General features: G+C 43.6%; 21 protein-coding genes and 1 pseudogene. 5 read left to right on the plus strand and 17 right to left on the minus strand.

The features are described 5' to 3' along the window. Positions 1-28 precede the first annotated feature (28 nt). Both ybaL and AAC853_RS01380 read right to left on the minus strand, forming a co-directional pair. Positions 29-1,741: a YbaL family putative K(+) efflux transporter gene (ybaL, locus tag AAC853_RS01375; protein WP_340613466.1), complete on the minus strand. Its 1,713-nt coding sequence runs from the start codon at positions 1,739-1,741 to the stop codon at positions 29-31. 233 nt (positions 1,742-1,974) lie between these two features. Further along, the gene (locus AAC853_RS01380) at positions 1,975-3,192 is read right to left on the minus strand and encodes an MFS transporter (RefSeq protein WP_338883199.1); all 1,218 of its coding nucleotides are present in this window, start codon (positions 3,190-3,192) and stop codon (positions 1,975-1,977) included. A gap of 241 nt (positions 3,193-3,433) precedes the next feature. Between AAC853_RS01380 and ushA the strand changes: the two are divergent. After that, positions 3,434-5,094, plus strand: a pseudogene (gene ushA, locus AAC853_RS01385) (bifunctional UDP-sugar hydrolase/5'-nucleotidase UshA). A 234-nt stretch (positions 5,095-5,328) separates the two neighbouring features. Here the strand turns inward: ushA and AAC853_RS01390 are convergent. From AAC853_RS01390 to copA, 5 genes are all read right to left on the minus strand, one after another. Further along, positions 5,329-5,580, minus strand: a complete 252-nt coding sequence (locus tag AAC853_RS01390; RefSeq protein WP_340613467.1) for a hypothetical protein — start codon at positions 5,578-5,580, stop codon at positions 5,329-5,331. A gap of 167 nt (positions 5,581-5,747) precedes the next feature. Next, positions 5,748-5,915: a hypothetical protein gene (locus tag AAC853_RS01395; protein WP_189760477.1), complete on the minus strand. Its 168-nt coding sequence runs from the start codon at positions 5,913-5,915 to the stop codon at positions 5,748-5,750. A 161-nt stretch (positions 5,916-6,076) separates the two neighbouring features. Further along, positions 6,077-6,553, minus strand: coding sequence for a Cys-tRNA(Pro)/Cys-tRNA(Cys) deacylase YbaK (gene ybaK, locus AAC853_RS01400; RefSeq protein ID WP_189759633.1), 477 nt, complete (start codon positions 6,551-6,553; stop codon positions 6,077-6,079). A 75-nt stretch (positions 6,554-6,628) separates the two neighbouring features. Then, positions 6,629-7,441, minus strand: coding sequence for a TraB/GumN family protein (locus tag AAC853_RS01405; protein WP_340613468.1), 813 nt, complete (start codon positions 7,439-7,441; stop codon positions 6,629-6,631). 129 nt (positions 7,442-7,570) lie between these two features. After that, complete coding sequence (gene copA / locus AAC853_RS01410) at positions 7,571-10,318, minus strand: copper-exporting P-type ATPase CopA (RefSeq protein WP_340613469.1); 2,748 nt, start codon at positions 10,316-10,318, stop codon at positions 7,571-7,573. Positions 10,319-10,397: 79 nt separating this feature from the next. Here copA and cueR point away from each other — a divergent pair, with 79 nt between their 5' ends. Beyond that, a complete protein-coding gene (cueR, locus tag AAC853_RS01415) occupies positions 10,398-10,802 on the plus strand; it encodes a Cu(I)-responsive transcriptional regulator (RefSeq protein ID WP_338883194.1) in 405 nt (134 codons plus the stop codon). Here cueR and AAC853_RS01420 read toward each other — a convergent pair. The 5 genes from AAC853_RS01420 to tesA all read right to left on the minus strand — a co-directional run bounded on the left by AAC853_RS01420 (position 10,793) and on the right by tesA (position 14,685). Further along, a complete protein-coding gene (locus AAC853_RS01420) occupies positions 10,793-11,254 on the minus strand; it encodes an NfeD family protein (RefSeq protein WP_340613470.1) in 462 nt (153 codons plus the stop codon). The genes cueR and AAC853_RS01420 overlap by 10 nt on opposite strands. Positions 11,255-11,273: 19 nt before the next feature. Continuing rightward, entirely contained in the window at positions 11,274-12,206 is a 933-nt protein-coding gene (locus tag AAC853_RS01425) for an SPFH domain-containing protein (protein ID WP_338883192.1), read from the minus strand. 49 nt (positions 12,207-12,255) lie between these two features. After that, positions 12,256-13,134: a co-chaperone YbbN gene (locus AAC853_RS01430; protein ID WP_340613471.1), complete on the minus strand. Its 879-nt coding sequence runs from the start codon at positions 13,132-13,134 to the stop codon at positions 12,256-12,258. Between the two features lie 71 nt (positions 13,135-13,205). Then, positions 13,206-13,985, minus strand: coding sequence for an SDR family oxidoreductase (locus AAC853_RS01435; protein WP_340613472.1), 780 nt, complete (start codon positions 13,983-13,985; stop codon positions 13,206-13,208). Between the two features lie 67 nt (positions 13,986-14,052). Continuing rightward, positions 14,053-14,685 carry a multifunctional acyl-CoA thioesterase I/protease I/lysophospholipase L1 gene (gene tesA / locus AAC853_RS01440; protein WP_338885611.1) on the minus strand — a complete coding sequence of 211 codons (633 nt, stop codon included), beginning with the start codon at positions 14,683-14,685 and terminating at the stop codon, positions 14,053-14,055. On the opposite strand from tesA, the gene ybbA reads away from it, so the two are divergent. Then, positions 14,656-15,342 carry a putative ABC transporter ATP-binding protein YbbA gene (gene ybbA, locus AAC853_RS01445; protein ID WP_189759625.1) on the plus strand — a complete coding sequence of 229 codons (687 nt, stop codon included), beginning with the start codon at positions 14,656-14,658 and terminating at the stop codon, positions 15,340-15,342. The two genes, tesA and ybbA, sit on opposite strands and share 30 nt — an antisense overlap. Continuing rightward, positions 15,339-17,771: a putative ABC transporter permease subunit YbbP gene (gene ybbP / locus AAC853_RS01450; protein ID WP_340613473.1), complete on the plus strand. Its 2,433-nt coding sequence runs from the start codon at positions 15,339-15,341 to the stop codon at positions 17,769-17,771. Before ybbA ends, ybbP begins: the two co-directional genes overlap by 4 nt. A 172-nt stretch (positions 17,772-17,943) precedes the next feature. On the opposite strand, the gene AAC853_RS01455 is transcribed toward ybbP, so the two are convergent. The 3 genes from AAC853_RS01455 to AAC853_RS01465 are packed head-to-tail and all read right to left on the minus strand — an operon-like array spanning position 17,944 to position 21,162. Continuing rightward, positions 17,944-18,999: an LLM class flavin-dependent oxidoreductase gene (locus AAC853_RS01455; RefSeq protein WP_338883187.1), complete on the minus strand. Its 1,056-nt coding sequence runs from the start codon at positions 18,997-18,999 to the stop codon at positions 17,944-17,946. A gap of 42 nt (positions 19,000-19,041) precedes the next feature. Beyond that, the gene (locus AAC853_RS01460; protein WP_340613474.1) at positions 19,042-20,319 is read right to left on the minus strand and encodes an MFS transporter; all 1,278 of its coding nucleotides are present in this window, start codon (positions 20,317-20,319) and stop codon (positions 19,042-19,044) included. Positions 20,320-20,373: 54 nt separating this feature from the next. Next, complete coding sequence (locus AAC853_RS01465; RefSeq protein WP_338883184.1) at positions 20,374-21,162, minus strand: outer membrane protein OmpK; 789 nt, start codon at positions 21,160-21,162, stop codon at positions 20,374-20,376. Positions 21,163-21,570: 408 nt separating this feature from the next. Between AAC853_RS01465 and AAC853_RS01470 the strand changes: the two genes are divergently transcribed. Further along, positions 21,571-22,185 (plus strand): riboflavin synthase subunit alpha, encoded by a 615-nt coding sequence (locus tag AAC853_RS01470; protein WP_340613475.1) that lies wholly within the window; start codon positions 21,571-21,573, stop codon positions 22,183-22,185. A gap of 67 nt (positions 22,186-22,252) precedes the next feature. Here the strand turns inward: AAC853_RS01470 and purK are convergent, their stop codons facing one another. Together purK and purE are read right to left on the minus strand one after the other, a co-directional pair. Beyond that, on the minus strand, positions 22,253-23,326 hold the full coding sequence (purK, locus tag AAC853_RS01475; RefSeq protein WP_340613476.1) for a 5-(carboxyamino)imidazole ribonucleotide synthase: 1,074 nt from the start codon (positions 23,324-23,326) through the stop codon (positions 22,253-22,255). Next, a complete protein-coding gene (gene purE, locus AAC853_RS01480) occupies positions 23,323-23,847 on the minus strand; it encodes a 5-(carboxyamino)imidazole ribonucleotide mutase (protein ID WP_223281696.1) in 525 nt (174 codons plus the stop codon). Before purE ends, purK begins: the two co-directional genes overlap by 4 nt. Between the last annotated feature and the right edge of the window lie 124 nt (positions 23,848-23,971).

Consider the following 23,971-nt stretch of genomic DNA (forward strand, 5'->3'; position numbering starts at 1 on the left):
CATTTGGGGATATTCCCTGACTCGTAAGTTATGTTGGCGATGAAGTCGCAGGTGAGTGCAATAATGGCGGCTCTATTGGACAACCCTCTTCATATTCAGGTAGTGAATCAGCCATTGCCCGTGCTATTTCATGTTCACCAATGATGATGTGGTTAGTGCCACGCTCTGTAATGTAAGTGACTTCATCATCATAATGGGCTCGAACAATGATCTTGATATCTGGCCTAATTTCCCTGGCATTCGCAACGATCTCACCGGCTTCATAACCATTAGGGATTGTCAGGAATAAAATACAAGCGCAATCGAGCCTTGCCAGGGCCATGATCTCTTTATTGACGGCATTACCCATCACGGCACTGATACCCATTTCGCCTAACTCTTCAAACCGGGCGCGTGTATCTTCAATGACCACAACAGGAAAATTTTTTTCTTGTAAACGCTGACAAAGCTGATCCCCCACTCGGCCATAACCCACCACAATAGCATGACCACAAATATTGACTGGGATCTGGGTTTCTTCTTCCAGTGTTTCCTCGAGTAACTGTTCTTCAATGGTTTCTGTTTTTTCCAAATAGCGATCCAATAAGCTAAATAGCACAGGATTCAGCATGATTGAAATGATAGCGCCAGCTAGTACAAGGTTACGGGCTTCCCCATCCAGGAATCCCAACGTGACACCAAGCCCGGCGAGGATAAAGGCAAATTCACCAATTTGGGCGAGACTGGCTGAAATAGTGAGGGCTGTGCGTCGTGAGTGCCCAAACATTCTGACCAGTAGCAAAGCAGCTAATGACTTGCCAATGATAATAATGGCAAGGGTTCCTATAATCGCCAGAGGCTGTTGGAGTAAGACCATAGGGTCAAACAGCATACCAACAGAAACAAAGAACAGAACTGCGAAAGCATCCCTTAGCGGTAAAGTATCTTGCGCCGCCCGATGACTCAATTCTGATTCATTTAGTACCATGCCAGCGAAGAAGGCACCGAGGGCAAATGAAGCATCAAATAGTGTCACTGCACCATAAGCAACACCTAACGCAATGGCAAGTACAGCCAGCGTGAAAAGTTCACGGGAGCCTGTCCCCGCGGTTTTCGCCAGTAACCAGGGAATGACACGTCGTCCGACGAAAACCATCAACAAAATAAAGGCAACGACTTTTCCAACAGTGAGGGAGATTTTTAACAGCAATTGACTAATATTTGCGTTTTGACTATCCATGATTCCTGCTGCTGCAGGAAGTAATACTAACGTTAGCACCATGGCCAGATCTTCAACAATTAGCCAACCAATGGCAATTTGTCCCCTTTGACTATCAACGAGCTGTCGTTCTTCTAATGCCCTGAGCAATACTACTGTGCTGGCGGTAGACAGACAAAGACCAAATACAATGCCACTGAGTAATCCCCAGCCGAGCAGCACTGATAACCCGGTACCTAATAAGGTTGCAACTGCAATTTGGGCGATAGCGCCAGGAATGGCAATTGATTTGACGGCTAACAAATCTTTAAGTGAAAAATGTAGCCCGACACCAAACATCAGTAAGATCACGCCAATTTCTGATAGTTCTGGAGCTAAAGATGTATCGGCAACAAAACCAGGCGTGAAGGGACCCGCTAGTACACCTGCAACGAGGTATCCTACCAGAGGTGAAATTTTCAGGCGCTGTGCAAGCATGCCAAGCAGATAAGCAAGAACAAAACCGCCAACAATGGTCGTGATAAGAGGTGTCGAGTGCTCCATCAAGGCTCCTTCTGGGTAGCGAGTATATAAATTGTGTAGTTAGGTGAGGTAATAATATATTTTATAAATAATTAAAGATTACAAAAAAATATATTGAGTGGCAAAAAAGAGAGTGATCTACATAAACATTATTTTAATGTAATTTTATGTAGATTTTGCCATCATTTACGCTAGTTTACAAAGAAGAATACTTTAATAATTATGGTGTTTATCCAGGGTATTCCTTGTGTTTTTCACGTGTTTTTTTCTAAGTTTGGCAAAAATAGCGTAAAAATACCAAGAAGTGGCAGAAAAGCACAAATTTTGTAAACCAATTCTATACTGGTTTTATCTGCGACATAGCCAAGTACGGCAGCCCCAATGCCCCCCATACCAAAGGCCAGGCCAAAGAACAAACCGGCAATCATGCCTGTTTTGCCGGGAATAAGCTCTTGAGCGTAGACTAAAATAGCAGAGAACGCAGAGGCCAATATTATACCAATAATAACCGTCAATATGCTTGTCCAGAATAAGGAGGCATAAGGTAACAGCAGGGTAAAAGGTGCCACGCCAAGAATTGAACCCCAAATGACATATTTCCGACCTATCTTATCTCCAATCGGCCCGCCAATCAGGGTACCTGCTGCTACGGCAAATAAAAAGATAAATAGGTGGATCTGGGCATTTTGCACGGATAAGCCAAATTTCTGTATCAGGTAAAAAGTATAGTAGCTACTGATACTGGTTAGGTAAAAATACTTGGAGAAAACCAGTAACAGAAGAATGGCAAAAGAATTTATAATGGTTTTTCTCGGAAGCTTTGGCAGGGCATTAGTACGGGAAGACAGGGGGGAGATAACCCGATGCTGCATCTTGTACCATTGGCTGACTTGCAAGAGGATTACGATAGCCAACAGTGCTGCCAGGGAAAACCAACCGACGTTCCCCTTGCCATAAGGCGCAATAAAAATGGCGGCTAACAGAGGGCCTAATGAACTTCCTAAATTTCCCCCTACTTGAAATAAAGATTGCGCCAGACCATGACGTCCACCTGAAGCCATACGTGCGACTCGTGATGATTCGGGATGAAAAACGGATGATCCCGTACCAACCAATGCGGCAGCCATTAATATAATTGAAAAACTTTCAGCATAAGCTAGCAGAAGCAAACCAGATAGGGTGAATCCCATACCGATAGGCAGTGAATAGGGTTGCGGATGTTTATCGGTATACAAACCGATAAGGGGTTGCAATAGAGATGCTGTTACCTGATAGGCCAGAGTTATCATCCCAACCTGAATAAAACTGAGAGTAAATTCAGATTGCAGCAGTGGATAAATCGCCAGAATCAACGATTGAATCATATCATTCAGCATATGAGATAAGCTGATGGCGCCGAGAATTGAAAAAACGGTGCGATGTTTTTTTGTTGGTGAAGTTGGAAACAAGGTTGTTTTACTTTTTTCACTCATATCTATTCGCTTATCAATGTCATTATCAATAAAGTTTATAGGGGGAAATTTTTAGGTTTGTTGAATTTCTGTTTAATTTTTACACCATAATACATCTTAGATAATTAACAAAATTTTTATTTATACCTATATAATTTGGCCGCAATATCAAAAAGGTGAAATCTTTTAAGCCGCGGTTTGAAAGGGATGAACCACTACCATCATATAACTAATAAAATTTTGAAATACATGGAGATACCCCATGAAACTATCGTTTAAAGCGTCAATTTGCGCCCTTGCAGTTTCGCTGTCACTGGCACCGTTAATTGCAAACGCCTGGGAAAAAGATAAAACCTATGACATAACCATCTTGCATACTAACGACCATCATGGCCATTTCTGGCATAACGATTATGGTGAATATGGTTTGGCGGCTCAAAAAACGGTGGTAGATTCCATTCGTCAGGAGGTTGCCAAGAAAGGGGGAGCGTATTGCTATTGTCAGGTGGTGACATTAACACCGGCGTACCAGAATCAGATATGCAAGATGCTGAACCAGATTTTAAGGGCATGAATCTGGTGGGATACGATGCAATGGCATTGGGGAACCATGAATTTGATAAGCCCTTAAATGTCTTGTTCCAGCAACAAAAATGGGCAAACTTCCCATTTCTCTCTGCCAATATTTACCAAACCAGTACAGGCAAGCGCTTGTTTAAGCCATATGTTATTTTTGATAAGCAAGGTGTGAAAATAGCGGTTCTTGGCCTGACAACCGATGACACCGCGAAAATCGGTAATCCGGCTAATTTTCCGGATGTTGAATTCCGTGTTCCTGCTGAAGAAGCCAAAAAAGTTATTGAAGAGCTGAAAAAGAATGAAAAGCCGGACGTGATTATTGCAGCAACCCACATGGGGCACTATGACGATGGTCATCATGGTACGAATGCGCCGGGAGATGTTGAAATGGCACGTAGTTTGCCTGCGGGTTATTTGAACATGATTGTGGGGGGACACTCACAAGATCCGGTGTGTATGTCTGCGGAGAATAAAAACTATAAACAAGTGGATTATGTTCCGGGTACACCTTGTTCTCCTGATCGCCAAAATGGTACATGGATTGTTCAGGCTCACGAATGGGGGAAATATGTAGGTCGGGCTGATTTTCAATTCCGTAATGGTGAATTCAAGTTAGTTCATTATCAATTGATCCCGATTAACCTAAAGAAAAAAGTAACAAAAGAAGATGGCAGTACGGAACGTGTTTACTATACCCATGAAATTAAGCAAAATCCTGAAATGCTTAAGTTGTTGACACCTTATGAAGATAAGGGCAGCAAGATCCTTAATGTGAAAATAGGCTCAGTAGATAACAAATTAGAAGGTGATCGCAGTAAAGTACGTTTCGTGCAAACGAATATGGCACACCTTGTATTAGCTGCTCAGATGGAACGGACAAACGCTGATTTTGCAGTGATGAGCGGTGGTGGGATCCGTGACTCTATTGAAGCAGGGGATATTACTTACAAGGATGTCATGAAAGTTCACCCATTTGCTAACCAACTGGTTTATGTGGACTTCAAAGGTAGCGAAGTTTTGACCTATTTGACGGCTGTTGCAAATATGGAAAAGGATTCTGGCGCTTATGGTCAGTTTTATAATGTGAGCTTCGTGAAAGAGGGTAAGAATATCAGTGAGGTAAAAATTGGTGGTAAGCCATTAGATCCAAATAAAACTTACCGCATGGCGACGTTGAACTTTAACGCGATTGGCGGAGATGGTTATCCACGGATTGATAATTTGCCTGGTTATGTTGATACAGGGTTTGTCGATGCTGAAGTATTGAAAGGATATATTGAAAAACACTCTCCATTGAAATCCTCTGATTATGAACCGAAAGGTGAAATTCGTATCAATAATTAATCCCTGAGCAATAGATTACTTTATTAGTTATTTGCATAAAAAGACCATCTGTTCTTGCAGATGGTCTTTTGCTTATTAGCAATAAGGCGTGTTATGCATAAATAAGAACGGTTGAAACTGAATAATAATTTAATGATTAAATAGCATGGTAATTAATGAATTACTTTCTCCTTTGGTTGGTAGTTTTTCAAGTCCATTTTTTTCATATAAGGTGATAATTTTTGAATTGTTTTCTCATTCCAAAATAGTTACTCTCCCTCCTATTAATTCTTGATCTTTTTCAATGGTGACATTGATATGAAATAAAATGTCTCTAAGGCTTATTGGGTTTTTACGTAATGAAAAATTTTTAGCTATTTGACCAATTAAATAAACTTTTAGAGAATTTGCATTTTTACTGATACCGTTAAGTTTTTTTATCTTTGTCTTCGAAATGGCAAGATTATTTGTTGATATCTTCTTAAATGTTAAAGAAAAATAAGCCAATAATAATCCTTCTTTATTTAGAATTAAATAGGTTCTTGTTGCATCAGCTTGTTCAAATCTAATTGATTTTAAATGTAAAAATGATTCTACGTCATGGTTAGGGGGACAAGAAAATGAGAGTAAATATTCTCTTGCTCTGTCACTACCAAAGGCCGCCAGAATTTTACTTAGAGTGAGAATTTTCGTTTTAATATCTCTATAGCCTCTTTTTGCTGTGCTTCAAAATCGATTGTCTCAAAATTATTTTCCCTTGGCTTCCTATTAGCCTTTCTAAGCATTTTAATTGCTTTTGGATCAGTGATAACGATGGGACGGAAAAATGATGAAGTTGCCATTTTATTCCTCTTTTATTTAAATAAACTAAGTTAATTGAAATGGTAATTAGTGATTTTTTCGTTGTGAGGAAAGTATATCTGCATTATTGTTTATCACAAGGCTCTGTTTTAAAGAAAACAGAGCCAGCTCGAAAAAATTCAGCGAGAATTGCAATTGATTTTCAAATTTTAGCAATATCAGCAAATGAACAATGAAGTAATTGGCATAAATCTATGGGGGACAACTCAATATCTAAACCACGTTTACCACCCGAAATAAATAGGGTTGGTAAGGTTTGCGCCTGACTGTCAATCACGGTAGGTAGACGCTTTTTCTGTCCCAACGGGCTAATGCCACCCACTAAATAACCCGTTACCTTTTGTGCCAGTTGGGGATCGGCCATATCTGCTTTCTTGGCCTTGAAAACTTTAGCCACTTTTTTCAAATCGAGTTGCCCAGAGACAGGCGTAACGGCGACAGCAAGATGTTTAGGATCACCATTCAATGAAACCAACAATGTCTTAAAAACCTGATTGGCATCTAAACCGAGTTTTTTCACCACTTCATCACCAAAATTATGTTCATTGACATCGTGGTCATAAGGATGAAGTTTGAAATTAATTTTTTGTTTTTCCAGCAAGACAACAGCGGGAGTCATATTTTTTCCTATAAAGATCAATTTATCACTGCTTATCCGTAATGGTTGACTTTCAGAATGAAGCAGATGAAGTTGTTATGTTTGCGGTTTTGCCAGCATCTGGCGTAAGTTGTTCTCACCGTGAAGGTGTAAAGCGCCCACTGTAACCAAATATTTTCCTGCTGGTAAGCTATGTAACTGTTCACTCCATTGACGGTTGCGTTCAGCCATTAAGGTTTGATAAATCTCTTCGCAGAATGTCATGGGTATTACCTGATTTTGTTTCTCCGGTTTGTAATTCATCCACCAGCTAATCATGGTCTGTAAAGCACGGGCATTAGTATGCCAATGGGTGATGGTATCTTCCAATAGTGAGATCCCACCGTTTGGCAAGTTGGTGAGAAGGCTAACTTGTGCATCAGTGCCTTCCAACTCGATAATGGGTTTATTGAGTGCTTGTGCACTGTTCAGTAATTGGCAATCGATACCATATTGGGGTTGTAACCCCAAATATTGGGCTTGGGCGGCCTGTAATATCAATGCGACTTGCCACGATGGCAATGGATCCAGCAACGTGACAGGATGTTGAATTTCTCGGCAATAGTGTTGCAGACAGGCAAAATGTTCGGGAGATAAACGTTGTGATAACTCGGTCTGTTCAGGAAATGTTTCTTTGAAAGGGGAATTGGCCTGCGTGATATCTGCCTCGACAATCAGAGCATCCGCTTGCTCTAGCTGTTCCAACAATACTTCAGAAAGTGGGTACATGTTCTTAGTACCCATATGAATGCTGCCAACAATATGTAACTGTTTGTTGTTATTTAAATTGATGTCAAAAGCAGGATAAGGGTAATGTCGTTGGGAATTGAGTCCCAATATTTTACTGAAATATGACAGTAATTTTCCCATATTACATCCTCCAATAGTTGGCATTGGTCGGTATGCTAACCTGTTAATCGCCAACAAGAAAGAGGGAAAAATGCGGGATAAAAAGCTAAACGGAATAGGTTTAGCTTTTCATGGAAAAAATAAATTAGGTCAGGACTTAGGTTTGAAGCGTAATAAGCGATTGGCGTTACTGACAACAGTAATAGAAGACAATGCCATGGCCGCACCTGCAACGACAGGATTTAATAAAGTGCCCGTAAATGGGTATAAAATGCCGGCCGCAATTGGAATGCCTAAAGTATTATAGACAAATGCACCAAATAGGTTTTGTTTCATATTACGCAATGTACCGCGGGATAATTCAACTGCATCAGCAACCCCATGCAAGCTATGGCGCATCAGGGTAATTGTTGCGGTTTCTATGGCGATATCGCTACCGCCTCCCATTGCGATGCCGACATCCGCTTGCGCCAATGCAGGGGCGTCGTTTATGCCATCGCCGACCATCGCCACTTTTCTGCCTTCTGATTGAAGTGACTGAATGGCTGCGGCTTTGCCATCAGGCAAAACACCGGCAATCACCTGGTCAATACCTGCTTCTTGGGCGATAGCATTCGCTGTGATGGGATTATCTCCGGTTAACATAACCAAACGATAGCCTTGGTGGTGTAAGCGTTGCAGGGCAGAAACGGTATCCTGGCGCAAGGGATCACGGATAGAAAACAGGGCTGCGATTTTCCCATTGGCCGACAAAATAACGGGAGTAATGCCTCTTTCTGCCTGTGCCGCAATAAATGGCTTTAATTCTGCTGTTTCAATCTGATGCTGCTCAAGTAATTTTTGGTTACCTAATAATAGCGTAGCCTCTCCAATTTCTCCCTTAACACCCAGTCCTGCGAGGGTTCGGAATGTTTGTACTTCGGGTAATTTTTGCCCTTCAACCTGCAATAAAATAGCTTTTGCCAAGGGGTGATTAGAGCCATTTTCTAATGCACCAGCCCACAGTAATACTTGCTCTTCGGTGAAACCATTAAAGGTGTGGATCTCTGTGACTTGTGGCATACCTTCAGTTAAGGTTCCTGTTTTGTCAAAGACAATCGTATCCAGTTGACTGGCATGTTGCAGGGCATCAGCATCACGCACCAATACACCTAGTTCGGCTGCCCGTCCTACCCCTGAGATGATGGACATGGGAGTTGCCAGCCCAAGTGCGCAAGGACAGGCGATAATCAAGACGGTTGTCATGATGACCAGTGCGTACATGATTTGTGGGGCAGGGCCAACAAAATACCAAATCGCGCCCGCAATCAGGGCGATAGCAACGACAACAGGCACGAATATTGAAGATATTTTATCGGCCAATTGGCCGATTTCAGGTTTGCTGCTTTGTGCCTGACGAACAAGTTTAATAATACGTGCCAAGGTTGTTTGGCTGCCAACGGCATTGGCTTTAAACAATACCGTACCATCCTGGACTACAGTGCCGGCATGGACGGTATCGCCAGTTGTTTTCTGCTGAGGAATAGGTTCACCTGTCAGCATGGCTTCATCCAGCCAAACTGTACCTTGAGTAATTTCACCATCAACCGGAACACGATCTCCTGTTGTCAGGCGCAGTACCATATTGGGCATGACATCAGCCAGTGGCACTGTTTTTTCACCTTCAGAGGTAACTAGCCGCGCGGTTGGTGGCGTGAGATCCAATAATCGCTCAAGAGCCTTGGAAGAGCGTTGGCGGGCACGTTGTTCTAAGGCATGGCCGAGATTGACCAAACCAATAATCATGGCACTGGCTTCATAATAAAGATGGCGGGCTTGGAGGGGGAAAATTTCTGTCCATAAATTGACGCTTATTGAATAGAGCCATGCGACACCAGTACCCAGAGCTACGAGGGTATCCATTGTCGCACTGCCATTTTTTAGACTTTGCCACGCATTACGATAAAAATGCCCGCCTGCAAATATCATTACAGCCAGTGTCACCAAACCAATAGTCAGCCAAATGGTGTGGTTTGCTGGTGTGAGTATCATATTGTCGCCTATCATACCCCACACCATGACAGGCAACCCAACCACTAACGCAAGAGCCGATTGCCAGCGAAAGCGGCGCATATTGGCCTGTGCTACTTGTTGCTGACGCTCACGGCGTTCTGTTTCATCCTGAATGATTTCCGCACCATAACCGGCCTTGATGACGGCTTCCACTAAGGCATTTGGTGAGGCGTGGCCTGTGACCAATGCGCTTCTTTCCGCGAGATTGACTCTGGCATGTTCCACGCCATCAACGGATTGCAGGGCTTTTTGTACCTTACTGACACAGCTTGCACAGCTCATGCCATCCAGCAGGAGCTGAATACTGTCATTACCATTCACATCATTTTTGTTGCTGTGCTCAACAGAAACGGTTTTTACCGGAGTCGAAGATATTGCCGCTGCCAAAGACTCCGGAGTCTGTGGAACATGTATTGCCAGCGGCTTAGTTTTTGGGTACTCGGCTTCCGTTGCTAATTCAGCGTGATATCCGGCTTGTTCGATTGCATAGATTAAGGCGCTGTTCTCTGCTTTACCATAGATTTTTGCAGTTTGGGTATCAACTTCTGTGGCGATAACACCTTCTACCGCGTCCAATGCCTTTTGTGTTTTATTTGCACATTTCATGCAGCTTAAACCTGACAGGCGTAATACAACATCGGGTTGGGTGGCTACAGAGGCTTGATAATCTTCGGCAACAATGGCCGCAATCAATTCATCAGGTGAAACATTACTGATAACTTTGGCATAATTGAGGTTCACATCTGTCAGCTCAACGCCAGGTATTCTTTCCAGCGCTTTTTTAACCCTGCCGACACAATGCATACAAGTCAGGCCTTGAAGTGCGAGAATGGTGGTTGTGGACATAACAATATCTCCTGATACAGAGTGATATACTTATCATTAAGGCTAAACCTTCCTGCAAGGGGAAGGTCAAGGGGAAATAATGAATATCAGTGAAATTGCCCGTAAGACCGGTTTAACCAGCAAAGCGATTCGGTTTTATGAAGAAAAAGATCTCATTACCGCACCAGCGCGGGGAGATAATGGCTATCGTCATTACCAAAAAAGGCATATTGACGAACTGATGCTTTTGCGTCAGGCAAAAGAAGTCGGATTTACGTTGGAGGAGTGTCGCGAATTGCTGCGATTATTTCGCAATCCTCACCGTCACAGTGCTGATGTAAAAATGGCAACCCTGCAAAAAGTGGCGGAAATAGAAAAAACGATGTTGGAATTGCAAAAGATAAAGGAAAAATTGCTGGTATTGGTGGCTGAATGCCCAGGAGATGATGGGGCTGATTGTCCCATCATTGAGCATTTATCTGGTTGCTGTAAGCATCATGGTTGATGGGAAACTGGCTTCACCTTTAATGTGATCCCGTCAACGGCGATAACCTCAACTTCGGTATTGGCTGGAAGCGCTTGGTTACAATGAACGCGCCAACTGCCATCGGCCAGTTTGACTCGCCCAAAACCGTTTTCGGTATCCGTGATTAAACGGGTACGCATTCCAATCAGCTGGTGGTTTTTCTGATTGAGCGCCTTATCACTAGTCAGGCGTGGGCGATGGCGTAGCCAGCTACGCCATGCAATAGCAGAAAGCAAGGTTAAGACAGCAAACAGAGTACCTTGCAATTCCCAGCCCATAGTAGGGAAAATCCATGTGAGCAGGGCAACAACGATGGCTGCGGTTCCTGTCCACAACAGATATCCTCCTGTTCCCAGCAATTCTGCAATCAGAAGCAGGCCACCAAAACAGAGCCAGAACCAGGCTGGCTGAGCGGCGATCTGTTCAATCATAACAATTTACCCTGTATGGCTATTTATTATCTTGCTTGCTTTTCTTGCTTTCGGAAATTAATTCAGCAATACCACCAATGGCTCCCATTAAATTGCTGGCTTCCAGTGGCATCATAATCACTTTGCTGTTATTTGAGGCACCGATGTTGGTGAGGGCATCGGTATATTTTTGGGCAACGAAGTAGTTAATTGCCTGCATATCACCATTTGCAATAGCGTCAGAAACCATTTTGGTTGCCCGCGCTTCTGCTTCGGCGGCACGTTCACGGGCTTCAGCCTGAAGGAAGGCTGATTGGCGCTCACCTTCTGCTTTCAAAATTTGCGACTGTTTTTCTCCTTCCGCTTTCAAAATGGCGGCCTGACGAATACCTTCTGCCTCAAGAATATCTGCACGTTTGGTACGCTCGGCTTTCATTTGGGCGTTCATGGCGGAGATCAACTCTTTTGGTGGACGCACATCACGGATCTCAATCCGGGTGATCTTGACGCCCCACGGGTTAGTCGCTTCATCGACGATTGCCAGCAATCGGCTGTTGATGGAATCGCGTTGGGACAGCATTTCATCCAGCTCCATGGAGCCTAGCACGGTACGGAAGTTGGTCATGGTCAGGTTGATGATGGACAGTTCCAGATTGCTGACTTCATAGGCAGCACGTACAGGATCGACAACCTGGATGAAGCAGACGGCATCAATGGTGACATTGGCATTATCGCGAGAAATGACCTCCTGCGATGGAATATCCAGAACCTGTTCCATCATATTGATTTTACGACCGATACGATCAACAAATGGCGTGATAATGTGCAGGCCTGGTGTTAATGTACGAGTGTAACGTCCAAAGCGCTCAACAGTCCATTGATAGCCTTGTGGAACGGTCTTGACACAGGTAAAGACGATAGCAATCGCAATAACGATTAAAATCGGGACAGCACCAAAAGAGAGTAAATCCATAACAATTCCCTTATTAAAGTTAATTATGGAATATATAAATCTTCTCTACTTAGTAGAGTAAAGAGTATACATGACGACGGTATTTAGATGCCAGAGCATCTCCAGTACCCAGTGTAGAGAGAATATCCATCATCGTCTTTTTCACTGCACCTTCGGCAGCGGAAAGATCCCTTTTCAGAAAACTAAATAGCAATTCCAGGGCTTCTGCATTACGGCCAACTTCGTGTAATTTGGCAGCCAGTTGTACGGCTAATTCTGCATTCTCTGGTTGAGTTACCAACGTTTGTTGTAGTTGTCGAATCTCCGGCGAATCCGCCGCCTCTTGCTGTGACTTAAGGTATTCAAGTAACTCATGATAGTATTCATCTTGTGCTTCTGATGGAACGGTATCCAGTATTTTTTGGGCCTCTTCAAGATGATTGAGTGAAAGATTCACTTGGGCTAGCAATAGGGTAATCTCTGTATCTTGTGGATTTTCTTGAAGGATTTCTTTTAGTAAAGGCAATGCTTCCTGATTTTTACCTTCTACAAGTAGCTCGTTAACTTGCTCTAATGGTGATTTTTCCATTTGGGGTAGGAGAGTGGCAAAAATTTTTCTGATGGCTTCATCTGTCTGTATCCCCTCAAAACCCTGAACAGGGCGAGCTTCTTTTACAAACAGTACAGTAGGTAAGCTACGCACACCAAATTGTGCAGCGATATGAGAAAGTTGGTCACAATTGACTTTAGCCAGGGTAAATAGCCCGGCATATTCATGGGCTATTTTATCAAGCGTGGTTTCTAACTCATGGCAATGTAGGTCTTGTGGGGACCAGAAGTAGAATACGACAAGCTGGGTGAGAGAGTGCTGCACAACCTGGGCAATATTCGATTCATCAATATTAATGATAGAGGCAGTATTGTTGTTTGTATTTGCGGTTGGTTCCATGGGATTTTTCTCTGAGTCGTTGTAAGGTGATTACATGAATAAATAAGACTTGTTTGTCCGTTTTTCAATGTCTATTTACTTTGCCAGCGTAAGATCCTATCGATCCATCGCTCAGGAAGTAGACGCCGCATCACTTTTACTGTATGGGTCAATAACGTAACCGAATAGCGTAATTTCGGGTTGGGACTTTCCAGCGCATGAATGAGCCTAGAAACGACATCTTCAGGCATTAACGTAAAACGACGAGCAAGACCTGGATTTTCAACCGGGTGATCCTGCTGCGTTTGATTAACATTCTTCGTAAAACGGGTATGGATTGGACCAGGCTCTATCAGGCTGACTTTAATGTCTGTTTTTGCCAATTCGCCACGTAAGGCATCTGACCAGGCTTCAAGGGCATATTTACTGGCAGCATACGCCCCACGGCCTGGCGTCGAGATCAATCCCATCACAGAGCTGGTTTGGACAATCCGCCCGGCGCCATAAGCGCGTATCGCTGGCAGTAGCAGGCACGTCAGTTGATGGGTGCCAAAGAAATTGGTAGAAAACTGTTTTTCCATTTGTTCGCGGGAGATACTTTCCAATGGACCGTAGACACCAAATCCCCCATTATTGAATAGTCCGAATAGACGCCCGTTGGTTAATTCGATAACTTTCCTGGCTGCGCGCTCTACGCTTTCTTTATCATCTAAATCCAATTCGATGGGATCGAACCCCAACTCACGCATATGTGCCAAATCAGAGAGCTTGCGGCAAGCTGCGAGTATGCGGTAACCACGTTGGTGGAGGGTTTTGGCCGCGACTAACCCGATCCCGCTAGAACACCCAGTAATAAAAATGGCTTTTTGCATAACTTTACCTGTCCATCTGCATCAATTTATGGAAATAAATGATTTACTATTAAGAAATATTTTTTACTTAAGGATAGTTGATATATGCCGACAATATGTTGGACATCCAATCAGCAATAAAGGGTTGTGCGGCTTGATTGGGGTGCAACCCGTCATCTTGCATCCATTCTGGTTTGATAGCAACGTGCTCCATGAAAAATGGCAGCAAAGGAATTTGGTTACGTTTAGCAAGCACAGGATAAATTTTGGCGAAAGATTCGGTATATCGCTTTCCATAATTGGGTGAAATTTGGATTTGCATTAACAGTGGTTGCGCATCGGCTTGTTTAATCAGATTGATGCCCTGTTGCAAATCTTGTTCTATGTTTTGAATGGGAAAACCACGCAGTCCATCATTAGCACCAAGCTCGATCAAAACCCATTTTGGATTGTGCTGTTTCAATAACTCAGGCAAACGTTCAAGCCCTTGCGCTACAGTATTGCCACTAATACTGCCGTTAACAATGACTGTTTTTTTGCCGGCTTGTTGCCACTGTTTTGCCATCAGGGCAGGCCATGACTGCTCAACTGGCAAACGATATCCGGCACTGAGGCTATCGCCTAATATAAGCAGGGTATCTGCCGCCACTGCTCTGGCACTGCATAGCACCAACAATAAAAGGAAAAATACATGGCTGTAGAAAGTATTCTTGAAGTTCATCATCTCACTAAACATGTCGGTCAAGGGGAACAGGTAATTAATATATTGCAAGGTATTGAGTTGGTTGTCGAGCCAGCACAGACAATTGCATTAATTGGTGAATCAGGATCAGGCAAATCAACGCTTCTGGGCATTATTGCCGGATTAGATGATGGCAGTGGAGGGGAAGTTCATCTATTGGGGCAAAATATCAGTCGCATGAATGAAGAGCAGCGTGCGCAGTTAAGGGCAGAAAATGTAGGTTTTGTTTTTCAGTCGTTTATGTTGATCCCCACATTGAATGCATTGGAGAATGTCCAGCTTCCGGCACTATTGCGTGGTGAATCGGAAAACCAAAGCCGTGAACAAGCCATTGAGCTACTCGAATTATTAGGGTTAGGAAAACGCCTGAAACACATGCCAGCCCAGCTTTCGGGGGGAGAACAACAGCGGGTGGCTTTGGCGCGGGCATTCTGTACTCGTCCTAAAATTCTGTTTGCTGATGAACCAACAGGTAACCTTGATCGCCAAACAGGAGATCGCATCGCTGATTTGCTGTTTTCCCTTAATCATGATTACGCCACCACATTGATTTTAGTCACGCATGATAACCAATTGGCGGCGCGTTGCCAGCGTCGTTTACGTCTGGTAGATGGCAAATTGCGGGAGGAAGCATGATCTGGCGCTGGTTTTGGCGTGAATGGCGTACACCCTCTCTCTTGATTGTTTGGTTATCCCTGACCTTAGCGGTGGCCTGTGTACTGGCATTAGGGCGTATTAGTGATCGTATTGATCAAAGTGTGCATTATCAAAGCCGTGATTTTCTGGCGGGTGATATTGTCTTAAGGGCTTCGTATCCCGTTGATGAAACCTGGTTGCAAAAGGCGCAAGAACAGGGGTTGGTATTAAGTCGCCAAATCTCATTTTCGACCATGACATATGCAGGAGATATTCCGCAACTGGCTCAGGTGAAAGCGGCAGATGCGCGTTATCCGCTGTATGGCGAACTGGAAACCAATCCGCATGGGTTAAAGCCGGAAAAAGGTTCTGTGTTGGTGGCACCACGATTGTTGACATTATTAGGTGTCAAGGTTGGGGATAATATTGACGTGGGGGATACCACGTTGAAGATCCGTGGGGAACTGTTGCAAGAGCCTGACAGCGGTTTCAATCCTTTCCAGATTTCTCCCCGAATTTTAATCAATATTGATGATGCCCAGGCAACCGGAGCGATTCAACCCGGCAGTCGCTTGACTTACCGTTATATGTTTGCAGGCTCTCCTGCCGCCATCCAATCATTCCAGCAATTCGTGGAGCCACAACTAAAAGCCGATCAACGCTGGCTGACCTTGAAACAGGATAATGGTGTCATGGCACAATCTATTGAGCGTGCCCAGCAATTTTTACTGCTGTCAGCTTTGTTGACATTACTCCTTGCCGTCGCGGCGATGGCGGTTTCTATGGCGCATTATTGCCGTAGCCGACATAACCTGATTGCCATTTTGAAGACATTAGGGGCAGGGCGTTGGGCGTTGCGTCAATGGATCATTGGGCAATGGCTAGTGATATTACTGGCCGCCATAGTGGTAGGCTCCATTCTAGGTTTGGCTTTTGAATCTGCACTGATTCGAATTTTGGCTGGAATGTTACCTAAGATGTTACCGGCTGCGGGAATATGGCCGTGGGTATGGGCGGTTGCTGCGCTGTTTGGGATTGCCATATTAGTGGGTGTTCGCCCTTATCGCCAACTTATGGCTACCCAGCCTTCACGGGTATTGAGAAGTGACGTAACAGCATCCATTTGGCCCTTGCGTTATTATTTGCCTGCGGTGGCATTCATCATAACGGGAGGATTAGTATTACTGGCAGGTACTCAACCGTTATTATGGTCGCTGTTAGCGGGAGTACCGGTTGTCGCGTTGTTCCTGGCATTATTGGGATGGGGAGGATTATGGCTATTGCGCCGTGTGACGTTCCGTCAGTTAAGCCTGCGTCTGGCAGTCAATCGGTTACTGTGTCGGCCATTTCAGACCATGACCCAATTGGCGGCATTTTCCCTGTCATTCATGTTGTTGGCTTTGCTGATTATGGCAAGGGGAGATTTATTGAACCAATGGCAACAGCAATTACCGCCGGATAGCCCTAATTATTTCTTGCTTAACATGACCCAACCACAAACTGCTCAAGTTAATGACTTATTGGCTAAATACCAGGTAGAGCCTACTGATTTTTATCCCGTAGTATTGGCACGTTTGACGGAAGTGAATGGACAATCTGCGCTGGAATGGGCAAATGAAAAACACCCTAATAGTACTACGGTACGTCGTGAACTGAACTTAACATGGAAAGCGGAATTGCCGCCTTTTAATACCGTGATTGCGGGAACATGGCCGCCGAAACCGAATGAAGTTTCGATAGAACAAGGCGTCGCTGAGCGGTTGAAAATCAACCTTGGAGACAGGCTCACATTCACCGGAGATACTCGAACATTTCATACTACGGTAAGCAGCATTCGCAAAGTGGATTGGGAGAGCATAAATCCGAATTTCATTTTTATTTTCGCCAAAGAGACGTTGGAAAATCAGCCCAGAATGTGGTTAACCAGCTTTCATTATGACGGTGATGGAAAGCTACTAACGGAAATTAACCGTCATTTCCCAACCATCAGCATGTTGGATATTGGTTCGATAATCAAACAAGCACAAGGCATTTTGCAGCAAGTTAGCAAGGCATTAGAAGTGATGGTCGTTTTGGTGATGATTTGTGGTGGCTTGCTGTTATTGGCACAAATTCAGGTCGGCATGAGCCAGCGACAACTTGAACTGGTGGTATATCGCACATTAGGGGCAAGCAAAAAACTTTTGCGTTGTACATTGTGGAGTGAATTTGCCCTGCTTGGTTTTATGGCTGGTTTGGCCGCGGCATTGGGTGCAGAAATTGCACTTTGGTTGTTACAGACTCAGGTCTTTGATTTTCCGTGGCAACCACAATGGCAAATGTGGTTTCTGCTTCCCATTATCAGTAGCTTATTGCTTTCACTATGTGGTGGCTGGTTGGGCGTCAGGTTATTACGGAGGCCAGGGCAATATCGGCGCTTGCCGGAATAATTTTCATCTCTTTGATAAACCTCGTTTAAACCAACGAGGTTTATACCAATCTAACTTCAAGATCCGTGCGATGTCTCCCCGCTTTGCGGGGGAGACATCAGGTTTCATTTAATGTTATAAATTGCAACTTAAAGTTTAATGTGTATATCAGCGGTCATTTGACCAGATATTATCAGGCAAATTCTTCTCTTAACTTGGGCAGGATCTGATCGCCAAAAATCTTTAATCCTTTTATGTAATCGGGGAAAATCAACATAACGCCATCCAACTCACAAGTACGCATTAAATTTGTTATTTGCTTGTAGCAGGTATCTGGTGTACCGATGGCAGTATGAGTCATAAAGGCGTTTTGGGAGCGTTCTATCATCGCATTGCATTTCCCATCCGTATCGACGCCAAAACTATGCATCATATTTTTGACCGCTTCCACATCCAAGCCTTGGCGATAGAACTGGGCGAGGGTTTCAGCATAGGCATCTGTTTCAGCGCAAATGACGGTACACATGCAGAATGTCTTAGCGGTTGTGTTGTATTCAGCAGCGATACGCTTTGCGGTTAAACTGATATTGCGCGTTTCAGTCTCATCTTTGCCACCGATAAAACAAACATCGGTGTGACGTACACTGAAACGCAGTCCTTGTTCGGATTGGCCGGCACAAACGAGATAAGGGTAAGGAAGGGAAAGGGGTTTGGGTTCAGAAACGCACTGTCTTAAATGAAAATAAGTGCCTTCATGATTGACTTGTTTCTCACGCCAAAGTCGTTTGATCACCTGAGTCCACTCTTCAGTCATGGCGTAACGCTGGTCATGGTTCAAACTATCATCCCATGCACCCATTTGTTCAAATTCATCTTGGAATGAACCGGAAACAATATTCAGCCCCGCACGTCCCTGACTAATATGATCCAGCGTGGCGATCATTTTGGCTGTAACCGCCGGATTATGCAGCCCGGCATGAACCGTTGCGATTAATTTTGCGCGGTGGGTTACTTCGGCAATGCCCGCCATCATGGTGACGGATTCAAGCGAGCAGCCCCAATGATCGGTTTCACCACCAAACCCGCGCCATTTTCCCATGGACATAATGAAATCAAGGCCAATCTGGTCGGCCAAAATAGCAGCCTCTCGGTTCTGTTTATAAGACGCATCCAGTAGTGGTGTGTTTTTGGATATGATCCACCCACCTTTGGCGATGGGTAGAAATACACCGAACTCTTTCTTTGACATCGCTATTTCCTTGTTTCTACGTTATTTCAGTTCATATTTACCTTATTGAGTAAATTGGGTGTTTTCAACCGCGGGTTTTCTCATTTTATGAGCAGGTGGTTTCATCATTAATGTTACGACAAGAACAACAAATACGGGAATAGCAATAATCAGGAATGCAGAGGTAAAACTGCCTGAATAATCTTTGATGGCACCGGCGAAAAAAGGCGCCAGACAAGCCAGGGTGGATATCAGGTTCATGATAGAAAACAGTTCCAGATAAGGCTTGCGGCCAAAATAGTTAGCCAGCAATACACTGGATGCAAGGAAAGTCATGCCATATCCCATTCCGACACACAGTGTGAATGCAATCAAGAATGGCCATGACGAGGCGATACTTAGTGCAATCAAGCCAAGTATAATAATAGACAGGCTGATAATCAGTAACTTTTTCGGTTCTACCCACTCTCCAACAGCACCACCGGCTAAGCGGGAAAAGGCATTGATAAAAGCCATCGTGCTCAGTAACCCTGCGGCGATAGCTTCGCTGAAACCATTTTCGATGATATGAGCAACTGCAAAACTGTTGACGGTAATGCCACACCACAAAAATGCGGTATAAGTGGCAGCAATCACATAGAACTGCCACGTCCGCAGTGCTTGATGTGCAGTCCAGCGTTGCTTAGTGCGATAAATGCTGGGTGTATCCTGATTGTTATGTTTCTGGTTTATTGCCTTGGCGTGGGCGATTTCCCGTTTACCTTCCTGAAGAATAATAATCGTCAGGATGACGAAAATGGAGAGGATAATCGCGGAAATCATCCAATGCATTCGCCATGTTCCCCAAATACGAGTTGCCAGAAAGTAGATCCACGGGCCAATTACCCCACCTAGTCCACCGATTGTGAAGTAGAAACCAAACGCAAGGGATTGTTTCTCATATAGCCGTGAAATCACATAAGTGCCCGGTACTGTCGCCAGAAAAGTAAAACCGATACCCATTAAAGCCGTACCGATAAAATAGGATGAAATAGCGTATGTGTGATAAAGGCTATAGAAACCCGCCAGAAAAATCAGCAGGCCGGTAAACAGGGTAAAACGAACACCAATTTTACGAATAAATATCGTTGGCAGAAAACTGGATAGCCCGCAAGTCAGGCCGAGCAGTGTGAACCCTAACCCCGCATTTGTCCAACTCCAGCCCAGTTCATTAATCATACTCGGCAGGACAACACCTAATGACGTAAAGGTTGTTGCTGTGGATAGAAAATAGACCATGCCTAAAAGTATCAGCAAAAACCACTGATAAGTACGCCCGAATTTGTCATGTTGAATGGACATTGTGACTCCATCAAGGATATAAACGATTAAAAGCGGCACTATTTTATGTGTTTATTAGAAAAAGCTGTATCGAATAAACACACCATAGCTAAATTGATTGGTATGAAAGCCAGGCGTATCTTTTATTTTGTACTTATTTTTGACGGGATTCACGACAACCCCAGTCCACAGATGGCCGGTTTGATAGCCTAATTTTTTGCCTAAGTCATAATGCAATTCGGGTTTGAAATCGATCATTTCAGGGTTATCACCTAATCCCAGTGTATAATCGAAAGTGCCTACAATGCGGAAATCGCCCAATTGATTCCTGAAAGGAATACCGTAATCAATATGGATACGCTGATCGTTCCAGTTTCCCTTAGCATTATTTTCAAAATAAAAGATAGTGCGCAACCAATTGAATCCGCCGACTTGCCAATCAAAGCTGATACCAGGGAAATAGTCGTATCTTACGTTTTTGGTTTTGGCTATCCATTGGGCAAACAGGACATCTTTTAATGGGCCACAGGAGAGGTCATACCCTGTGATTTTGCTGGCACTAAGCCTTGGTACAAACTTATAGTAATAGGTACTTTTGTCGCCTTGGTAATCGTGTTGCAGCGAATTTTGCCAAATACTGTAAACATACATATCGCCAATTTTGTAATCACCAAACGCTTCCACAATTGGGGAAAGGGTTTTTTGAGGGGCAACTTTATTCTCAAATTGGAAGTAAAGGCTGGTATCAATTGATTGAAAATTGACAAAGTTGTTTGCGTGGGCGTAACTGACAACAAATAACAATAAGATCGGAGATAAAGCCATCCTAATCATAAGGTCTTTCAAGTTGTTGGTAAATCGCAAGTGATTTCTCCTTTCACATTTATGACTTGGCGATGGATAATAGCATCCTCTTAACAGGGTAATTTTGTCAAAAAAATTTCTCTCGAGAACGAAAACAAATTGAAGCTATTTTTCATATAAATGGGAAGGTAAATAATTTTTCCTTATAAAATAGATATATTTTTTTAATTTACCTAAGATGTTATTGAATATATACGAATGCAATTTTAAGTTGCAATTTATAACATTAAATGAAACCTGATTTCTCCCCGCTAAGCGGGGAGAAATCACACGCATATTGAAGTTAGATTGGTATATTAATATGCCGATATTCATCACAATTATTTAATTGCTTTTAAATAAAATAATTAAATTATGATAAAAGTATTAAGATTGAAATGATTTGATATAAAGTAGAAGAGGGTAATTATGTATACAGGTATTGTACAAGGAAAAGAAAGGGTATTATCGCTCAATAAAAATAATGGGTTTAGCACACTGATTATTAGCAATAATAATCATTTTTTTGATGATGTTACAGTCGGGGCCAGTGTTGCGATTGATGGTACATGCCTGACTGTTACCCAATTTAGTGGCGATAGCGTTTCTTTTGATATTTCTGACTTTACTGCCGATACCACCACATTAAAGTTGCTTTCCATGGGAGATGAAGTCAACATTGAACGCTCACATCAGATGCATAAAGAAAATGGCGGACATAATCTTTATGGGCATATAGAAGGTATAGCAGAAGTGGTAGAGTTTACTGCGACTGGTGAAACTTATCGGTTAGTTATTCGGATACCTCAAGACAATATTAACTATTTTTTCCTGAAAGGTTTTATTGGATTACATGGTTGTAGTTTAACCATTAATGGCATTGATGAAGAAAATAAGACAATTGCTTTAAACCTGATCCCGGAAACATTAAGAATGACCAATCTCAGTAAGATTAAGGTCGGTGATTTCCTTAATTATGAAATAGATCAAACGACAAGAACTATCGTGGATACACTGTCCCGAACGCTATCAAGAATGCGATAATCGCTGACCGGGCTGGAATGGGAAGTGGTAGTTTATGTTAATCGTTACCACTTCCTAAAATAACCGATTAACTTAATTTATCTTGTGCCCATTTAAGACTGCTTTGATATTCTGCTGGCAATAGCGAGGCTAATGTTTGCAACGTTGTTTCCAATGTCCCTTTATCTGCATGGATAACATTTAAGTGACCTACCTTACGTGCAGGACGAACATCTTTTTCATACCAATGTAAACGAACTAGTGGCAAATTCAGCCATGCGGGATTCACCTCTGTGCCGATCAGATTGATCATGACGGATGGTGCAAAGATTTCTGGTTGTGGCATAGGAAGATTCAAGATCGCCCGCAGGTGAAGTTCAAACTGGCTGATAGAAGCGCCGTTTTGCGTCCAGTGGCCGCTATTATGAACCCGTGGAGCCAATTCATTGATCAGCAAATTATCACCAATAATAAAACACTCCATCGCCATAACACCAACATAATTCAGGTGATTCATGATGCTGGATAGCATCTGCTCTGCTTGCTGTTGAAATGGCTTATCGGCACTATTATCAGGTAAAGCAACACTGGTACGTAAGATACCTTCCTGATGCAAATTGTGAGTCAGAGTATAGAAGACTGATTCACCTTTGGCATTACGGGCTCCCACCAGCGAGACTTCTCCCGAAAACGGAATACCCTGTTCTACAATACATTCACCGTAAATTTCAGGTGGAAGCGTTGTTTCATCACCTGGCCGGATGCGCCACTGACCACGCCCGTCATAGCCCCCACTCCGTCGCTTGACAATAATAAAATCGCCTAACTCTGCAAATAGTTGTGGCCATTGTTCGGGAGAGGAAAGCAGTTGCCACGGTGCGGTTGCCAGACCCAACGTATCCATGAGCTGTTTTTGTGGCAAACGATCCGCCAGTTGCGGAAAAATCTCACGATTGATAAAAGCCTGATGATGAGCCAGTTCGCGGGTTAATGCGGTTTCGGGCCAACGTTCAATTTCTGCGGTGATCACACTGCTTTGGTAAGGCACTGTCTCTGGTTCGGCATCCAACCCGACAGGATAAACAGCGATCCCCAACGGTTCACCGGCTTGACGCAGCATTCTGCCTAACTGACCATTTCCCAATACACAAACGGGCTTCATGCATCCTCCCGTGGATCTGGATTATCCAGAACAGCCTGGGTTTGCTCACTGCGCCAATCTGATAAACGTTGAAACAGTGCACTGTCATGCAACGCCAGCACTTGCGCAGCCAGTAATGCGGCATTTGCGGCTCCAGCCTTGCCGATAGCCAGTGTACCAACAGGAATGCCCTTTGGCATTTGGACGATAGAATACAGGCTATCAACACCGCTAAGCGCAGCGCTTTGTACAGGAACCCCAAACACAGGCACTAAAGTTTTGGCTGCCAACATTCCTGGTAGATGTGCGGCCCCACCTGCGCCCGCGATAATGACATCAAAACCGTTTTCTTTCGCTTGTTCTGCGAAACGAAAAAGTTTATCTGGCGTTCGGTGTGCCGAAACAATTTCAACATGAAAAGGAATGGCGAGATCGGTCAGGATATCGGCTGCATGTTGCATGGTTGCCCAGTCACTTTTAGAACCCATGACAATGGCGACTTTGGCGTGGTTTTGGGATTCTATTTCTGTTGGAAAAGTCATTGTAGGAGTAATAGCTAGTGTGGGATCAGAGCTGGACGTCATAAATCGGATGCTCCTGTATTGGGTGTCTACCAGAACAAAGATGAAATTTCAGATGGCGGATCATATCATGCCAATAGCATGA

Source organism: Xenorhabdus thailandensis (genome assembly GCF_037996785.1).
Classification (GTDB): Bacteria; Pseudomonadota; Gammaproteobacteria; order Enterobacterales; family Enterobacteriaceae; genus Xenorhabdus; species Xenorhabdus griffiniae.

Excerpts from the sequence above, each read along its gene's own strand:
- purK (WP_340613476.1), bottom strand. The coding sequence starts at position 23,326 with ATGAAGCCCGTTTGTGTATTGGGAAATGGTCAGTTAGGCAGAATGCTG.
- AAC853_RS01470 (WP_340613475.1), top strand. The coding sequence starts at position 21,571 with ATGTATACAGGTATTGTACAAGGAAAAGAAAGGGTATTATCGCTCAAT.
- AAC853_RS01380 (WP_338883199.1), bottom strand. The coding sequence starts at position 3,192 with ATGAGTGAAAAAAGTAAAACAACCTTGTTTCCAACTTCACCAACAAAA.
- copA (WP_340613469.1), bottom strand. The coding sequence starts at position 10,318 with ATGTCCACAACCACCATTCTCGCACTTCAAGGCCTGACTTGTATGCAT.
- AAC853_RS01435 (WP_340613472.1), bottom strand. The coding sequence starts at position 13,985 with ATGCAAAAAGCCATTTTTATTACTGGGTGTTCTAGCGGGATCGGGTTA.
- AAC853_RS01430 (WP_340613471.1), bottom strand. The coding sequence starts at position 13,134 with ATGGAACCAACCGCAAATACAAACAACAATACTGCCTCTATCATTAAT.
- tesA (WP_338885611.1), bottom strand. The coding sequence starts at position 14,685 with ATGAACTTCAAGAATACTTTCTACAGCCATGTATTTTTCCTTTTATTG.
- ybaK (WP_189759633.1), bottom strand. The coding sequence starts at position 6,553 with ATGACTCCCGCTGTTGTCTTGCTGGAAAAACAAAAAATTAATTTCAAA.
- AAC853_RS01420 (WP_340613470.1), bottom strand. The coding sequence starts at position 11,254 with ATGATTGAACAGATCGCCGCTCAGCCAGCCTGGTTCTGGCTCTGTTTT.
- AAC853_RS01425 (WP_338883192.1), bottom strand. The coding sequence starts at position 12,206 with ATGGATTTACTCTCTTTTGGTGCTGTCCCGATTTTAATCGTTATTGCG.
- AAC853_RS01395 (WP_189760477.1), bottom strand. The coding sequence starts at position 5,915 with ATGGCAACTTCATCATTTTTCCGTCCCATCGTTATCACTGATCCAAAA.
- ybaL (WP_340613466.1), bottom strand. The coding sequence starts at position 1,741 with ATGGAGCACTCGACACCTCTTATCACGACCATTGTTGGCGGTTTTGTT.
- purE (WP_223281696.1), bottom strand. The coding sequence starts at position 23,847 with ATGACTTTTCCAACAGAAATAGAATCCCAAAACCACGCCAAAGTCGCC.
- cueR (WP_338883194.1), top strand. The coding sequence starts at position 10,398 with ATGAATATCAGTGAAATTGCCCGTAAGACCGGTTTAACCAGCAAAGCG.
- ybbP (WP_340613473.1), top strand. The coding sequence starts at position 15,339 with ATGATCTGGCGCTGGTTTTGGCGTGAATGGCGTACACCCTCTCTCTTG.
- ybbA (WP_189759625.1), top strand. The coding sequence starts at position 14,656 with ATGGCTGTAGAAAGTATTCTTGAAGTTCATCATCTCACTAAACATGTC.
- AAC853_RS01460 (WP_340613474.1), bottom strand. The coding sequence starts at position 20,319 with ATGTCCATTCAACATGACAAATTCGGGCGTACTTATCAGTGGTTTTTG.
- AAC853_RS01405 (WP_340613468.1), bottom strand. The coding sequence starts at position 7,441 with ATGGGAAAATTACTGTCATATTTCAGTAAAATATTGGGACTCAATTCC.
- AAC853_RS01455 (WP_338883187.1), bottom strand. The coding sequence starts at position 18,999 with ATGTCAAAGAAAGAGTTCGGTGTATTTCTACCCATCGCCAAAGGTGGG.